Below are 15497 nucleotides of genomic sequence, written 5' to 3'. Positions count from 1 at the left end.
GGCGACCAGAGGCAACGCGGCCGGTCGCCCAAGGGCGCGGCCAAATCTCGCGTGGTTGCGGATATGCGCGTGACCGCTACTGTGGTCGGCGCAGACATTCGAGGGGCAGGCATGATCCGGCATACGGTGGTTTTCCGATTGAAGCATCCGAAGGGATCGGAGGCCGAACGACAGTTTCTCGCCGATGCGCGGGTGCTGGCGGCGATTCCCGGCGTCGACAATTTCGAGCAGCTGCGCCAGGTTAGCGCCAAGAATGACTATGATTTCGGCTTCTCTATGGAGTTCACCGACCCGGCTGCCTATTCGCGATATGACGATCATCCGGACCATGTGACCTTCGTGCGCGACCGCTGGGTGCCGGAGGTGGAGTCGTTCCTCGAGATCGACTATGTCCCGTTTGGGGAGGCCGACTGAGGTCCTCGATGGATATCCCGCGCCGATTGGCCTCGTTCCGTGGTCGCCAGGCGATACCACACGGAGCAGCCTCTTGCTTTTGCGATTGAAACTGAAGCGTCCGCGTCTGCGGAAGCTGTCCGACCAGCCGCAGCCGGCCTGGCTATCCCGCGACCTCTGGCGTCGGCGCATCGTGTTCTGGGTCGGCGCCGCCGCGACGGGACTGGTCAGCGTCTGCTTCGCCTACGCCGCCGATCAGGCGCAGCTGCTCTTTCACTGGTTGGCCAGCCAGGCGGTCTGGGTTCCGCTCCTCCTCGCGCCGCTCGGCTTCATGTTCTGCGCCCATCTGGCGCGCACGGTGTTTCCGGGCGCGGCGGGCAGCGGCATCCAGCATGCCATCGCCGCCTGCGAGATGACGGATAGCGTGGCGCGCAGCAAGCTGCTCTCGCTGCGCGTCGCCATCGGCAAGATCTTCCTCACGCTGGTCGGCATCGCATCCGGCGGATCCATCGGTCGCGAGGGGCCGACGGTCCAGATCGGCGCGGCGATCATGCTGAAGGCCGGCCAGATCGGGGGAGCCGACCGCGCCCGCGGCCTGATCCTGGCCGGGTCGGCGGCCGGCATTTCGGCTGCCTTCAACGCGCCGCTGGCGGGCATCGTGTTCGCGATCGAGGAGATGAGCCGGTCCTTCGAGCAGAAGACGGCGAGCCTCGTCCTATCGGCCGTCATCATCGCCGGTCTCGTCTCGCTCGGACTGGTGGGCAACTACGACTATTTCGGCCAGGCCTCGGGCCATGTCGTCGGCGTCGAGGGCTGGCTCATGGTCGGCCTGTGCGGAGTCGTCGGCGGATTGTTCGGAGCGCTGTTCGGCCGGGTGATGCTCTGGTCGACACAGCAGATCCGGCGCTGGACCCGCGTGATGCCGTTCAAGCGGACGCTTGTCATTGCCGGCCTATGCGGGCTCGGTGTCGCGCTGATCGGCCTGGCCACGGGCGGCAGCACCTTCGGCACCGGCTATGACCAGGCGCGCGCGGCGATCGAGGGCGAGATACTGCCCTGGTATTTCGCGCCGGCGAAGTTCGTGGCGACGCTACTCTCGTCGGTGTCGGGCATACCGGGCGGCATCTTCGCGCCGTCGCTGGCGGTAGGCACCGGGGTCGGCAGCCTGTTCGCCCTGACGCTGGGCGGAAGCGCCGGCATCGCGGCGCTGCTGGGCATGACCGGCTATTTCGCCGGCGTCGTCCAGGCGCCGATCACGGCGTTCGTCATCATCCTGGAAATGACCGGCGACAACGGCGATGTCATTCCGATCATGTGCGCTTCAGTACTGGGCTATGGCGTTTCGAACTTGCTGATGCCGCAATCGCTCTATCACGGTCTAGCCAGCATGCTGACATCGAACGACTGAGCCGCATCGGGGGGCGCCGCCCGGCCGACGATCGACACGGGCGGTGCGATCGGCCATAGGAACTCCCGCCCCGACGGCTTGGCCTTCTGCCCGGAACGACAATGCACGAGATACTGACCGATTATCCGCTCGACGACTGCAACAGCTTCGGCTTCAGCGCCCGCAGCCGCCTGGCGGTCCTGGTCCGCTCCGAGGAGGACCTGCGGTCGGCCCTAACCGATCCGCGCCTGAAACACCTGCCGCGCCGGCTGATCGGCGGCGGCAGCAACATCGTGCTGAGTTCCGATTTCGACGGAGTGACGCTGCTGATGCGGATCGCCGGCCGGCGTCTGGTGCAGGAGAATTCGGATCACTGGCTGGTCGAAGCCGCGGCCGGAGAGATCTGGCACGATTTCGTCCGCTGGACCCTTGCCGAAGGCTATCCGGGGCTGGAAAACCTCGCGCTGATCCCCGGCACGGTCGGCGCCTCGCCGGTGCAGAACATCGGCGCCTACGGCATCGAACTGGCAGATCGCTTCGATACGCTGCGCGCTTTCGATACCGAGACCGGTTCCTTCGTGGCCTTCGGCCGGGAGGATTGCGCTTTCGCCTATCGCGACAGCGTCTTCAAGCATCATCCCGGTCGTTACGTCGTCACCAGCGTCCGCTTCCGCCTGCCGCGCCCGTGGCAGCCGGTGCTGACCTATCCGGACATCGCCGCGACGTTCAACGCCGCCGCCGCCGTCCGGCCCGAGGCGGTGTTCGACGAGGTCGTCGCCGTGCGCGGCCGCAAGCTTCCCGACCCCGCCGTGATCGGCAATGCCGGCAGCTTCTTCCAGAATCCGATCGTGCCGGCGACGCTGCATGACGCGCTCAAGGCCGATTACCCGAAGCTGGGTGGCTATCTCCAGCCGGACGGTCGCATCAAGCTGTCGGCCGCCTGGCTGGTCGAGCAGAGCGGCTTCAAGGGCGTCCGCCTCGGCCATGTCGGCGTCTACGACAAGCACGCGCTCATTCTCGTCAATCACGGTGGCGGCTCGGCCGCCGAGATCACGGCGCTCGCCGGCGAGATCAAGGCCGGCGTGCGGGCGAAATTCGGCGTGCAACTGGTCGAGGAGCCGGTGTTCGTCTGAGTTCCGACATCCCCAGGCCGAGCCGGCCAAAGTGGCAGGCCGCTCACGGTTCTGAGCTACGGCCCCTCGGGCAGCGGGATGAATTCCTTCTCGTCGCCATAGACCTTGTGGAAACGGCCCGCCTTCCAATCGGCCTTGGCCTGCTCGATGCGGTCCTTCGACGAGGAGACGAAGTTCCACCAGATGTGGCGCGGGCCGTCCATCGGCGCGCCGCCGACCAGCATCAACCGGGTGGCGGCACGCGCCGTGACGAGGATCGGGTCGCCGGGGCGCAGCACCAGCAGCCGGCCGGCCTCGAACACGTCACCGGCGATTTCGATCTCGCCCTCGAAGATGTAGATCGCCCGTTCCTCGTGCTGGGTGTCGACCGGCAGCTTGCCGCCCGGCTGCAGCGCGACATCGGCATAGATGGTGTCGGAGAAGGTCTCGACCGGCGAGGTCTCGCCATAGGCGGAGCCGATGATCAGGCGGAGGTCGACGCCGTCGCCGGTGATGACCGGCAGGTCGCCCCGGCCGTGATGGTGGAACAGCGGTTCCACCTCTTCCTGGTCCTTGGGCAGCGCCACCCAGGTCTGCAGGCCGCCGATGCGGCGGTCATTGGCCTTCTGGCGGAATTCCTGGCTGGAGCGCTCGGAATGGGCGATGCCGCGGCCGGCCGTCATCCAGTTGACGTCGCCCGGCCGGATCGCCTGTTCGACGCCGGTCGAATCGCGGTGGATGATCTCGCCGTCGAACAGATAGGTCACGGTGGCGAGGCCGATATGCGGATGCGGCCGCACGTCGAGGCCTTCGCCGACGGGCAGGTCGCCCGGGCCCATCTGGTCGAGGAAGATGAACGGCCCGACCATGCGCCGCTTGGCGGTCGGCAAGGCGCGCTTGACGGCGAAGCCGCCAATGTCGACGGAACGCGGCACGACGACCAGCTCGATGGCATCGCTCGAGGCGGCGTCGCCGAAGATCGGGTCAATATCGGGCAGGCGGCTCATGGCACTCTCCTTCACATGCGGTGCGACACCGATAATGGAGGCGTGCAGTATTGACCGATAGACACGGTTCCGGCGACGGCTTGTTCAACGATCGCGCCGCCGGGCGTGGGGCGCGCCGGGCTAGTCGAGGTCGAGCGGCTCGGTGCCGGTCGCCTGGCCGTTGGCGCCGGTGCGGATCTTCTCGACCTTGGCCTCGGCCTGCTTCAGCAGCGCGTCGCAGTGCTTCTTCAGCGCTTCGCCGCGCTCATAGATCTTGATCGATTCCTCGAGCGGCACGTCGCCGCGCTCGAGATGGCCGACAATGGTCTCCAACTCGGCCAGGGCCTTTTCGAAGGAGAGGCTCTCAAGGGCGGTCTGGGCGTCGGACATGAACGGGTCTCCGGATTGTGCGGCGAACCTTTTCGGTCATCGGGCGGCGCGATGCAAGCCGTCCGGCCCAGGGGCCTTCCGCGACACCGTCAGCCGGCCCGCATCAGCCTTTCGACATGGACGGCGGTCGATGCAGCGAGCGCCTTCAGATCGTAGCCGCCTTCGAGGATGCTGACGATCCGGCCCAGCGCTGGCCCGGCCGCGCTTTCCATCAGCCGATCGGTCGCCCAGGCGAAATCCGCCTCGTCGAGCATCAGCTCGCCGAGCGGATCGCGGTGGTGGGCGTCGAAGCCGGCTGAAAGGATGAGCAGTTCCGGCTGGAAGGCGTCCAGCGCCGGCAGGATGCGGCTCTCGAAGGCATGGCGGAATTCGGCGCTGCCGGCGCCGGGCGGCAGCGGCGCATTGACGATGTTGCCGGCGCCGATCTCGCTGGCCGCCCCCGTTCCCGGATACAGCGGCATCTGGTGGACCGAGGCGTAGAGCACGGACGGATCGTCCCAGAAGATCGCCTGCGTGCCATTGCCGTGATGCACGTCCCAGTCGACGATCGCTACGCGCTCGATGCCGTGGCCGCGCTGGGCGTGGCGGGCGGCGATCGCGGCCTGGTTGAAGAAGCAGAAGCCCATGGCGCGGTCGGGTTCGGCGTGGTGACCGGGCGGCCGCATGGCGCAGAAGGCGTTTTGCGCGTCGCCGTCCATCACGGCGTCGACCGCCTGGCAGGCGCCGCCGACGGCGATCAGCGCCGCCTCCAGGGTCTTCGACGACATCGTCGTATCGGCGTCGACGCGGATCATGCTCTCGGAGGGGCTGTAGTGGCGCATGGCGTCGAGATGGGATCGCGGATGGCAGAGCAGGATCATCTCGACATCCGCCATCCGGGCCTCTTCGCGGATCAGCGCGGCGAAGCGGTCCTCCGCCAGCACCGCCTCGACGGCGCGGATGCGCTCGGGCCGTTCGGGATGGCCGAACGGCACGAGGTGCTCGGCGAATACCGGATGATGGATCAGCAGCGTCGCCATGTTGGGTCCCCGGTCGTCGGTTGATCCGCCCATCGGATCGCCGCAGGCCATGCCCTCGGCGTCGAGCGGCCGCTCAGTGCGCCTTGCGCATGTAGGCGACCAGCTTGTCGCGTGCGAGGGGCGAGCGCAGCCGGTCGAGAATATGCACGATTTCCTGATCGATGCGGGCGAGCACGTCGCGCCGGTCGCCGCGCATCAGCCGGCGGGTCAGGCCGGCGGTCTCCATGGAACGGCTGGTCAGGCTCTTCGCGATGGCGATCGCTTCCCTTTCCACGTCGTGGGCGGCGACGACACGGTTGACCAGGCCGGCGTGATAGGCGCGCTCGACGTCGAAGCGTTCGCCGAGCACGAGGAATTCGAACGCCCGCTGCGCCCCCATCGCGCGGGGCGCGAGCAGTGTCGCGGCGCCGCTCGGTATCAGGCCCAGCTCGACGCAGGTCGATTCGAACGCCGACCATTCGCTCGCGACGACATAGTCGCAATGGAAGAGGATGTTGGCGCCCATGCCGAGCGCCAGGCCGTCGACGGCGGCGATCAGGGGCTTTTCGATCGTCGCTATGGTCTTCAGGAAACGGACGATGCTTTCATCCAGCCGACCACTATCGGCGAAGTTCAGAAGCTCGCGGAGGTCGTAGCCGATCGAGAAGACACCGGGCGCGCCGAGCAGGACGAACGCCTTGTTGCGGCCGTCGCGCTCGCCCCGGACGAGCGCATCCGAAATGGCCGCCAGCATGTCGGCCGTCAGCGCATTCTGAGTTTCCGGTCGATCGATCCGAATGACGGTAATGCCGCCCTTCGAGTCGATGGCGATCGGCAAACTCATGCTATCGGTCATGCGCTTTCGGTCCCTGCAACGGAGGGAGGAGAATTGGACCGCTGATGCCTTCAAGTAAAGTAGCCGAACGAATTTGATTGCAATTTTGAGAGGCCCAATCGTCACAGGCCCCGACCGCGCCATGCGGTGGGACTTGACTGGCGGGGCGTGTCGGTCCTTCTGGCGTCTCGCGCTCCAGACGTTTCCGGGAGATTGGCTTGGCCGCTCACAAACCCTCCAATATTCGCCCCGCCGACGATGTCGACGCGCTGAAGGACGCCGTCGCGGCGCTGGAGGCGGGCGAGATCGTCGGCATGCCGACCGAGACCGTCTACGGTCTGGCGGCGGATGCCACCAATGGCGAGGCGGTCGCGCGGATCTATGCCGCCAAGGGGCGACCGAGCTTCAATCCGCTGATCGCCCATGTCGCTGACCTCGCCGCGGCGGAACGGCTTGTCGTGTTCGACGCCGTCTCGCGCCGTCTTGCCGAGGCGTTCTGGCCGGGCCCGCTGACGCTGGTGCTGCCGAAGCGCCCAGACGCCGGCATTTCCGACCTCGCCACCGCCGGGCTCGACACGCTGGCTGTGCGGATGCCCTCGCATCCGGCCGCCCAGGCCCTGCTCAAGGCTTTTGGCCGCCCGCTCGCCGCCCCGAGCGCCAACCGGTCCGGCCATGTCAGCGCCACCACGGCCGGCCATGTCGCGGCCGATCTCGGCAGGCGGGTAGCGATCGTGCTCGATGCCGGGCCAAGCCATGTCGGCGTCGAATCGACCATTCTCGCCGCGACTCCCACAGGACTGGCATTGCTTCGGGCAGGGGGGCTGCCACGCGAAAGCATCGAGGCGGTCGCCGGAATGCCGGTGGAGCGGGTCGAGCTGGATGATCCCGAGGCGCCGACGGCGCCGGGACAACTGGTCTCGCATTATGCGCCGGGCGCGATGGTGCGGCTCGATGCGGTGGAGGTTCTGGCCGGAGAGGCGCTGATCGCCTTCGGACCGACGCTTCCCCGCCATGCCGAGTTGGCGTCAGCCGTCATCAATCTGAGCCCGCGCGGTGACCTGATCGAAGCTGCCGCACGCCTGTTCTCGGCGCTCCGCGAGCTGGACGGCAAGGCGGCGACGATCGCCGTGGCGCCGATCCCTGCCAAGGGCCTCGGCGAAGCGATCGTCGACCGGCTGCGGCGCGCGGCGGCGCCGCGACCGGCTTAGCCTTCGAACTCCGGCCCGCGCGCCGAATAGAAGTTCGTATCGCGCCAGCGCTGCATCATCGCCTCGAATTCCGGATCGACCGTGTCGGGCAGGACGATCTTCAGCGCGACCAGCAGATCGCCATGACCGCCGACGCTGGTCGGTAGCCCCTTGCCCTTCAGGCGCATGACGCGGCCGCCGTCGGAACGGGCGGGGATGGTCATCGTGCCGGAGCCGGTCAATGTCGGCACGCGGACGCGGGCGCCGAGCACGGCTTCGTCGAGCGTGACGGGCAGGTCGAGACGCAGCGCATCGCCGTCGACCTTGAACAGCGGATGCGGCACGAACTCGACCGTGACCAGCGCGTCGCCGGACGGGCCTCCGGTCGGGCTCGCCCAGCCCTGGCCGCGCAGGCGGATCACGCGGCCGGGCCGCGTGCCGGCCGGAATCGAGATCTCGAGCGTCCGGCCCGTCGGCAGTTCGACGCGGACCTTCTCCTCGCGGACGATCTGCTCCAGCGTCACGGCGACGGTGGCGGAGACGTCCTCGCCGCGACTGCGCGACTGGGCCGAAGCACGCGCGCCGCCGGAGGCGCCGCCGAAGCCGCCGGTCTGGCCGCCGAAGCCGCTGAAACCGCCGCCCTGGCTGCCGCCGAAGCCGAACAGGTCGTTGAGGATGTCGTCGGCACCGCCATTGCCGCCGCCGCTAGAGGACCAGCGGAAGCTGCGGGCGCCGGAACTGGACGCGGCGCGCGGATCGAAGCCTGAATAGCCCTCGAACCCCTGGAACTTGGGTTTGCCTTCCGCGTCGATTTCGCCGCGGTCGAACTGGCCGCGCTTTTCCTCGTCGCTGAGAATCTCATAGGCCGAATTGATCTCGGAGAACTTCTCCTGGGCCTTCGGGTCATCCTGATTCTGGTCGGGATGATGCTTTTTGGCGAGACGGCGGAACGCCTTCTTCACCTCGGCCGCGGTCGCCTTCTTGTCGACGCCGAGCACCTGATATGGATCACGCATGGGAAACCCCCTCTAAGGGCAGGATTCATCCCGGCCCGCCATGCGGCACCGGAACTCTCCATAACATAGGGAGGCTAGGAATTGATTCCAATCGCCTCGAATCGTTTGAACTCTAGAGAAGTGCGCTGTCTTCGGGAACGACCTCGAAGAGCTGCCACATGCCGTCCGGCGCGCGGCAGGCGTCGCCCTTGTAGCGGCGAATGCCGCGCACGTCGCTGACCGTCAGCGAGAAGGGCCGGCAGTTGCGGCCGTCCGGCTCGTCGCGGGCGACGCGAACCGGCGACAGCGTGCCGTTCGAGCCGGTATCCGGATTGGTCCAGTCGATGATATCGCCATTGGCCGAGCCCGGGATGAAGGTCGAGGCCGTCAGGCGGATGTGCTCCCAGTCGGACGGGGCGACGGCTTCGACGACCGAGCGGGTCGGCGGCGTCGGCTTGGCCGGCGCGATCGAGGCGGTCGTCATCGGATCGATGTCGGATTCCGGACCGCCCGGCATCAGGCTGCATCCGGCGAGGCCGCATCCGGCAATCAGCAGAATCGGGCGGAGGCCGCCAATCATCCGCATTCCTGCTTGATCCCGTCTTGTCTGGTCATGTGCCGTCCGGTCGATATATGTCTGTCCCGTAGCAGCACGAATGACCCCCCAGCGGACGCCCTGCGGATCGCAGCATCGGAAAAGATGATTAAGGATGAGTGACTTCACAGCCGCGACCGATCCCTTTGCCCTTTTCGCAGCCTGGCTGCTGGAGGCGGAGGCTTCGGAACCGAACGATCCGAACGGCATGGCGCTGGCGACCGTCGACCCTGACGGGCTGCCGGATGTGCGCATGGTCCTGATGAAGGATTTCGACGAGCGGGGGATCGTCTTCTACACGAACTATGGCAGCGCCAAGGGGCAGGAGCTGCTGGCGACCCCCAAGGCGGCGGTGCTGTTCCATTGGAAGAGCCTGCGCCGGCAGGTCCGCGTGCGCGGCCCGGTCGAACAGGTGACGGCGGGGGAGGCCGATGCCTATTTCGCCACCCGCGCCCGGCACAGCCGGCTCGGCGCCTGGGCGTCGAAGCAGTCGCAGCCGCTCGAATCGCGATTCGCGCTGGAGAAGTCGGTGGCGAGCTTCGCGGCGAAATACGCCATCGGCGAGATCCCGCGCCCGGCGCATTGGTCGGGCTTCCGCATCACGCCGACCCAGATCGAGTTCTGGAAGGACGGCGCCTTCCGCCTGCATGACCGGGTGGTGTTCCGCCGTGCGACGCCGGGCGACGGCGAATGGAGCCGCGAACGCCTCTATCCGTGAGGCGTTCGCGACGAGGCTGAGACTCAGGCGGACGTGCCGCCGACGGTAATCTGGTCGATGCGGATGGTCGGCTGGCCGACGCCGACCGGCACGCCCTGGCCGCTCTTGCCGCAGGTGCCGATGCCGAGGTCGAGCGCCATGTCGTTGCCGACCATCGAGACGCGCTTCATCGCTTCCGGCCCGTTGCCGATCAGCATGGCGCCCTTCACCGGCGCGCCGATCTTGCCGTCCTCGATCATGTAGCCTTCGGTACAGGAGAACACGAACTTGCCGCTCGTGATGTCGACCTGGCCGCCGCCGAACGAGACCATGTAGAGGCCCTTCTTGACCGAGGCGAGGATCTCGGCCGGATCGTCCTTGCCGCTCTTCATGATCGTATTGGTCATGCGCGGCATCGGCACATGCGCATAGGACTGCCGCCTTCCGTTGCCGGTCGGCTGCATGCCCATCAGGCGGGCGTTCTGGCGGTCCTGCATGTAGCCGACGAGGATGCCGTCCTCGATCAGCGTCGTCGCCTGGGTTGGCGTGCCCTCGTCGTCGAAGGAGAGCGAACCGCGCCGGTCCATGATCGAGCCGTCGTCGATGACGGTGACGCCCTTGGCTGCCACCTGCTGGCCCATCAGTCCGGCGAAGGCGCTCTCGCCGCGGCGGTTGAAGTCGCCCTCGAGGCCATGGCCGACCGCCTCGTGCAGCATGACGCCCGGCCAGCCGGGGCCGAGCACGACGTCGAAGGTGCCGGCCGGGGCGGGGACCGCTTCCAGATTGACCAGCGCCTGGCGCAGCGCCTCGTCGACGGCGAGGTGCCAGCGATCGGTGGTGACGAACTGGCCGAAACCTTCGCGGCCGCCCATGCCGTAGGAACCCTGCTCCTGGCGGTCACCCTCGCCAGCGATGATCGAGACGCTGACGCGCACCATCGGCCGCACGTCGCGCCGATAGGTGCCGTCAGGACGGAGGATCTCGATCACCTGCCAGGAACCGGCGAGCGACGCGCTGACCTGGCGGACGCGCTGGTCCTTCGCCCGCGCATAGGCGTCGATCGCCTCCAGCAGCTTCACCTTGTCGGCGAAGCTCGGGCTGCCGAGCGGGTTCTCGTCGGTGTAGAGGATGCGGTTGGTGCCCTGGGGCGGCTCGGCAAGCGTGCCGGTATGGCCGCGCTTGACCGAGGCAACGGCTTCGCCTGCCCGGCGGATGGCATCGAGCGACACCTCGCCGGCATGGGCATAGCCGACGGCTTCTCCCGCGACGGCGCGCAGGCCGAAGCCCTGGCGGGTGTCGAAGCTGGCGCCGGAGAGCCGGCCATTGTCGAAGACGAGGCCTTCCGACTGCGCATATTCGAGATAGAGCTCGCCGTCGTCGGCGCCGGAGAGGGCTTCGGCGACAACGCTTCGGGTCGCGTCGCGGTCGAGGCCGGCGCGCGCGAGAATGGAAAGTTGTTCATCGGCCATGGGGAACTCCGGGGATCGTAGCTGAGCCGTTGAGATAGGGGATCGCGCGTACTTTCGCACCCCCTTGCCGTCGAGCGGCGGCCACGGGTGACGTTTCCCCGTGTCGCCTTTCGTTCATTGCTGGTCGGCGAGCGCATCCATTGCCGAGGTGATCTCGGCCCGAAGCGCGGCGATCCGCGCGTGATAGACCCTGCCGAGACAGGCGACGTCACTGCCGCAGGCGGTTCTCAGCTTCAGGAAATCGCTGGCTGCGTCGCGGCGGGCGGCGTTCGCGCCCATCAGCATGGGAACCTTGTTGTAGGCGAACCAGAGCGCGGCCATCTCGGTATCGCGCTCGGAGAGTTCCGGATCCCCGCAGATCGCGATTTCATCCGGCGCGTTCGCCTTGGCGCAATTGAAGCTGGCGGCCCGGACCGGGACGATGGAGGCGAGGGTGACGCTCGTCAGGACAAGAAGGGCGAGGCGGTTCATGACGATGTGCCTTTGCTGGAAGGGGCTGGGCGCTGCGGAGCTTGATGGGACGTCGGGCGGTTGTCGAGGACCAATCCGCGCGCGGTCCCCATTGCGTTGGGGGGGGCGAATGGCCCATACGCTGCGGCACGAACTATTGACGGGCTGATTGCTGACCACCGCGTCGTCGCTGACGCGGGTCCGTGTCGTGATCGCTGCGAATGGATGGAGAACAGCATGGCGACGGCATTCGGGCTGGACAAGCAGGCCCTGACGATTATCCCCGTTGACGGTCCGCTGAATGGCCGTGTCACGCCGCCGGGATCGAAGTCGATCACCAACCGGGCGCTGCTGCTGGCGGCGCTGGCGAAGGGCACGAGCCGGCTGACCGGCGCGCTCAAGAGCCTCGACACCAAGCTGATGGCCGGGGCGCTGCGCGCCATGGGCGTCACCATCGACGAGCCCGACGCCACCACTTTCATCGTCACCAGCTCCGGCCGCCTGAACCCGCCGTCCGAGCCGCTCTTCCTCGGCAATGCCGGCACCGCGATGCGCTTCCTCAGCGCGGCGGTGACGCTGGTCGACGGAACCGTCGTCGTCGACGGCGACGCGCATATGCGCAAGCGGCCGATCGGCCCGCTGGTCGAGGCGCTGCGCTCGCTCGGCATCGACGCCAGCGACGCCGGCGGATATCCGCCGGTCACCGTGCATGGCAATGGCGCCTTCGGCACCGGCCGGGTCGAGATCGATGGCGGCCTGTCGAGCCAGTATGTCTCGGCGCTCCTGATGGCGGCGGCGTTCGGCAACGGTCCGATCGAGGTGACGCTGACGGGAAGCGAGATCGGTGCGCGCGGCTATGTCGACCTGACGATCGCGGCGATGCGCGCCTTCGGCGCCGAGGTCGAGCAGGTCGACGCGGCGAGCTGGCGCGTCCAGCCGACCGGCTACAAGGCGACTGACTATGTCATCGAGCCGGATGCGTCGGCCGCGACCTATCTGTGGGCGGCCGAGGTGCTGACGGGCGGCACGATCGATCTCGGCGTCGCCTCCGACGCCTTCACCCAGCCCGACGCCAAGGCGCGCGAGGTGATCGCTATGTTCCCGAACCTGCCGCCGGTCATCGACGGGTCGCAGATGCAGGACGCGATCCCGACCATTGCCGTGCTCGCCGCCTTCAACCAGACGCCGGTGCGTTTCGTCGGCATCGCCAATCTGCGCGTGAAGGAATGCGACCGGGTCGCCGCCGTGGCGACGGAGCTTTCGCGCATCCGCCCCGGTCTCGGCACGGAGGAGGGCGATGATCTGATCGTCGCGTCCGACCCGAAGCTCGCCGGCCAGGTGCTGCCGACGCGGATCGAGACCTATTCGGACCACCGCATCGCCATGAGCTTCGCGCTCGCCGGCCTGAAGATCGGCGCGATCACGATTCTCGATCCCGGCTGCGTGGCGAAGACCTATCCGACCTATTGGGAAGCCCTGCGGGGGCTCGGCGTCGGCTTGTCCGACTAGCCGAGCGAAAATGGAGCGGCGGCGCTTCGGCGCGGCCGCGCCTCAGTAGAGGTTCTGGGCGTAGCGGGCGAGCATCTCTGCCTGCGTCTCGGCCTGCTCGGTCGAGCGCGTGTGATCCCTGAGCATCTCGCCCATGGTCGGCAGGCGGTCCCGGGCGATCTGGCTTTCCTCGGCCCAGAGCTTCGAGCGCATCAGTGCCTTGGCGCATTGCAGATAGGCCTCGCGCACCGTCACCACGACGACGGTGGCGGGAATCTTGCCCTCGGCCATATGGGCGGTGCGCAGCGCGAGGTCGTCGTCGATGATAGCCGTGCCGTTGACCCGCAGCGTCTCGTCGACGCCGGGGATCAGGAACAGCAGGCCGATGCCCGGCCGCTCGACCAGGTTCGACAGCGAGTCGATGCGGTTGTTGCCGATGCGGTCGGGGATGACCAGGGTCGTGTCGTCCCGGACGGTCACGAAGCCCGGGTGATCGCCGCGCGGCGTGGCGTCGCCAAGCCCGTCGGCGCCCTGGGTCGCGAGGATCAGGAAGGGCGACAGCTCGATGAACGACCGGCAATGGCGGTCGAGGTGGTCGAGCTGCTTGGCGACCGAACGGCCCTTGGGCGCGCCATAGAGGGCCCGCAGTGAATCCATCGTCTCAATGCGGGCCATGGGCGGGTCCTTCGTCGAGCTATCAGGGCAGGGCGTCGAAGCCCGGCCCGAAGCCGGTCAGCGAGATCGGGATGCCGATACCTTCTTCCGGCGTCTGGAAGATGACAAAGGTCGCCGTCTTGCCGTTGCGCAGCTTGCCGATGAGGTCGTCGTCGAGGATGACCTCGGCGAGGCAGCCGTCCGGCAGGCAGCGCACGAAGCCGGCCCGGCCCATCTCGTTCTGGTCGATCTTCAGGCCGAGGCCGGAGGGCAGCAGCACGCCGAGCGGCGCCAGCACGCGCATCACCTTGGCCTTTTTGTCGGCCGTCTTCAGGACGATGACGGAGAGGCCGACATTGTCGCGGTCCTCGGCCGTCACGAACTGCATCATCGAGCAGACTTCGCCCTGCGCGCCCGGGGGCTTGTCGCAGCGCGTTTCCCAGTCGCCATGCATGCCCTTGGAGACGCCCTGCGCCGTCGCCGCGCCCGGCACCGCAGCCGCAAAAGCGGCGGCTGCCAAGGCTGCCTGGACGATTCGCAGGGGCCGCAATGCGCCAAGACGCACAGTCGGAAATACCTTCACCGGAGCGATCTCCTCAATTCACACATGTGTCGTACATCCATGCACGACGATGGACGCCGCAGTAACCCTCGCGGGGCGCTTCTTCGAGCGCGATTTGCCGCATCTGTTGTCACGATCCCCCGTTGCTAGGCAAAGGGGCATGTGGTTTGTCTCGGTCGATATTCGGCCGAATCCGAACGCTTCGCATGGCAGAAAACGCCTTCGGCCTATACTGTTGTGGAAAATGGCGCAACGGAGGCCGTTTTCGGATTTCGCTGCGCTGATCGGCTTCGATGCCGCGATGGCATGGATAGGGAGTGAACACGTGACGAAGGCGATCACGCGTCTCAGGACAGTTTTGATGACGGCTGCGGCGTCCGCCGCGGCCATGGGTGGGTTGACGGGTGCCGCGCTGGCTGCCCAGCCGACCCCGTGGGCCGTGTGGTCGCAGGCCGCCGCCTCGCCGATTCAGGGCATGATCGAGCGCTTCAACCTCGGAATCACCATCGCCATGGTGGCCGTGGTGCTTGTCGTTCTGGCTCTCATCGCGTACGTGGCGGTTCGCTTCAACCGGAAGGCGAACCCGGTGCCGTCGAGGACGTCGCACAACACGATGATCGAGGTGGTCTGGACGCTGGCGCCGATCCTGATCCTGATCGGCATCTCGGTTCCGTCGTTCTCGCTGCTGTTTGCGCAGGCGGATCCGGCTCGTATCGTCCAGGATTACGATCCGGCCAAGACGATGACAATCAAGGCGACCGGTCTGCAGTGGTACTGGAATTATGAATATTCCGACCATGACGGCGTCGCGTTCGACTCGACCATGCTCGAGGACAAGGATCGCACCGATCCCGTGAACCAGCCGCGCCTCCTGGCCGTGGACAACGAGATGATCGTGCCGGTTGGCACGGTGGTTCGTCTCCAGGTCATTGGCGCCGACGTCATTCACTCGTTCGCCATGCCGTCCTTCGGCCTCAAGCTCGACGCCGTCCCCGGTCGCCTGAACGAGACCTGGTTCCTGGCCGAGCGCGAGGGTGTGTATTACGGCCAGTGCTCCGAGCTCTGCGGCATCAACCATGCCTTCATGCCGATCGCCATCCGCGTCGTGACGCCGGAACAGTTCCAGACCTGGGTCGCCCAGGCCAAGGACGACCTGCCGGCCGCCTACAAGGCACTCGCCGCGGCGATCGCCAAGGACAAGGTCGCCCAGGCCCACGGAACCGCCGTCGAGGTGGCCGCCCGCTAAGGTGGCCGCGTCGTCGCAGGATTGAAATGGATCGGCTCCGGCGCGCGCTCTGC

17 protein-coding genes are annotated in these 15497 nt (G+C 67.3%); 7 read left to right on the top strand and 10 right to left on the bottom strand.

Annotated features, from left to right (window positions below):
- The first annotated feature begins 111 nt into the window (after positions 1-111).
- The 3 genes from G342_RS0108045 to murB all read left to right on the top strand — a co-directional run bounded on the left by G342_RS0108045 (position 112) and on the right by murB (position 2913).
- The gene (locus G342_RS0108045; RefSeq protein ID WP_018182612.1) at positions 112-414 is read left to right on the top strand and encodes a Dabb family protein; all 303 of its coding nucleotides are present in this window, start codon (positions 112-114) and stop codon (positions 412-414) included.
- A gap of 79 nt (positions 415-493) precedes the next feature.
- Positions 494-1801 (top strand): chloride channel protein, encoded by a 1308-nt coding sequence (locus tag G342_RS0108040; protein ID WP_425402212.1) that lies wholly within the window; start codon positions 494-496, stop codon positions 1799-1801.
- Positions 1802-1902: 101 nt separating this feature from the next.
- Positions 1903-2913, top strand: coding sequence for a UDP-N-acetylmuramate dehydrogenase (gene murB / locus G342_RS0108035; protein ID WP_018182610.1), 1011 nt, complete (start codon positions 1903-1905; stop codon positions 2911-2913).
- A 56-nt stretch (positions 2914-2969) separates the two neighbouring features.
- On the opposite strand, the gene G342_RS0108030 is transcribed toward murB, so the two are convergent.
- The 4 genes from G342_RS0108030 to G342_RS0108010 all read right to left on the bottom strand — a co-directional run bounded on the left by G342_RS0108030 (position 2970) and on the right by G342_RS0108010 (position 6122).
- Complete coding sequence (locus tag G342_RS0108030; protein ID WP_018182609.1) at positions 2970-3899, bottom strand: pirin family protein; 930 nt, start codon at positions 3897-3899, stop codon at positions 2970-2972.
- A 120-nt stretch (positions 3900-4019) separates the two neighbouring features.
- Entirely contained in the window at positions 4020-4268 is a 249-nt protein-coding gene (locus G342_RS0108025; RefSeq protein WP_018182608.1) for an exodeoxyribonuclease VII small subunit, read from the bottom strand.
- Positions 4269-4357: 89 nt separating this feature from the next.
- Positions 4358-5287 (bottom strand): histone deacetylase family protein, encoded by a 930-nt coding sequence (locus tag G342_RS0108015; RefSeq protein WP_026304243.1) that lies wholly within the window; start codon positions 5285-5287, stop codon positions 4358-4360.
- A gap of 73 nt (positions 5288-5360) precedes the next feature.
- Positions 5361-6122, bottom strand: coding sequence for an enoyl-CoA hydratase-related protein (locus G342_RS0108010; protein WP_018182606.1), 762 nt, complete (start codon positions 6120-6122; stop codon positions 5361-5363).
- Between the two features lie 197 nt (positions 6123-6319).
- On the opposite strand from G342_RS0108010, the gene G342_RS0108005 reads away from it, so the two are divergent.
- On the top strand, positions 6320-7309 hold the full coding sequence (locus G342_RS0108005) for an L-threonylcarbamoyladenylate synthase (RefSeq protein ID WP_018182605.1): 990 nt from the start codon (positions 6320-6322) through the stop codon (positions 7307-7309).
- Here the strand turns inward: G342_RS0108005 and G342_RS0108000 are convergent.
- The gene (locus tag G342_RS0108000; RefSeq protein WP_018182604.1) at positions 7306-8304 is read right to left on the bottom strand and encodes a DnaJ C-terminal domain-containing protein; all 999 of its coding nucleotides are present in this window, start codon (positions 8302-8304) and stop codon (positions 7306-7308) included. The genes G342_RS0108005 and G342_RS0108000 overlap by 4 nt on opposite strands.
- Before the next feature lie 112 nt (positions 8305-8416).
- On the bottom strand, positions 8417-8863 hold the full coding sequence (locus tag G342_RS0107995) for an RT0821/Lpp0805 family surface protein (RefSeq protein WP_018182603.1): 447 nt from the start codon (positions 8861-8863) through the stop codon (positions 8417-8419).
- Between the two features lie 130 nt (positions 8864-8993).
- On the opposite strand from G342_RS0107995, the gene pdxH reads away from it, so the two are divergent.
- A complete protein-coding gene (gene pdxH, locus G342_RS0107990; protein ID WP_018182602.1) occupies positions 8994-9596 on the top strand; it encodes a pyridoxamine 5'-phosphate oxidase in 603 nt (200 codons plus the stop codon).
- Between the two features lie 23 nt (positions 9597-9619).
- Here the strand turns inward: pdxH and tldD are convergent, their stop codons facing one another.
- Both tldD and G342_RS0107980 read right to left on the bottom strand, forming a co-directional pair.
- Positions 9620-11044: a metalloprotease TldD gene (tldD, locus tag G342_RS0107985; protein WP_018182601.1), complete on the bottom strand. Its 1425-nt coding sequence runs from the start codon at positions 11042-11044 to the stop codon at positions 9620-9622.
- A gap of 114 nt (positions 11045-11158) precedes the next feature.
- On the bottom strand, positions 11159-11515 hold the full coding sequence (locus G342_RS0107980) for a lysozyme inhibitor LprI family protein (RefSeq protein ID WP_018182600.1): 357 nt from the start codon (positions 11513-11515) through the stop codon (positions 11159-11161).
- Positions 11516-11731: 216 nt separating this feature from the next.
- Between G342_RS0107980 and G342_RS0107975 the strand changes: the two genes are divergently transcribed.
- Positions 11732-13003, top strand: coding sequence for a 3-phosphoshikimate 1-carboxyvinyltransferase (locus G342_RS0107975; RefSeq protein WP_018182599.1), 1272 nt, complete (start codon positions 11732-11734; stop codon positions 13001-13003).
- A gap of 42 nt (positions 13004-13045) precedes the next feature.
- Here G342_RS0107975 and G342_RS0107970 read toward each other — a convergent pair whose 3' ends face one another.
- Both G342_RS0107970 and G342_RS0107965 read right to left on the bottom strand, forming a co-directional pair.
- On the bottom strand, positions 13046-13657 hold the full coding sequence (locus tag G342_RS0107970; RefSeq protein WP_018182598.1) for a pyridoxamine 5'-phosphate oxidase family protein: 612 nt from the start codon (positions 13655-13657) through the stop codon (positions 13046-13048).
- Positions 13658-13679: 22 nt separating this feature from the next.
- The gene (locus G342_RS0107965; protein ID WP_018182597.1) at positions 13680-14156 is read right to left on the bottom strand and encodes an invasion associated locus B family protein; all 477 of its coding nucleotides are present in this window, start codon (positions 14154-14156) and stop codon (positions 13680-13682) included.
- 403 nt (positions 14157-14559) lie between these two features.
- On the opposite strand from G342_RS0107965, the gene coxB reads away from it, so the two are divergent.
- On the top strand, positions 14560-15444 hold the full coding sequence (gene coxB, locus G342_RS0107960; protein WP_018182596.1) for a cytochrome c oxidase subunit II: 885 nt from the start codon (positions 14560-14562) through the stop codon (positions 15442-15444).
- The last annotated feature ends 53 nt before the right edge of the window (positions 15445-15497 follow it).

Source organism: Kaistia granuli DSM 23481 (assembly GCF_000380505.1).
In the GTDB taxonomy this organism is placed as follows: domain Bacteria; phylum Pseudomonadota; class Alphaproteobacteria; order Rhizobiales; family Kaistiaceae; genus Kaistia; species Kaistia granuli.
This window is presented reverse-complemented; position numbering and strand designations above follow the sequence as displayed.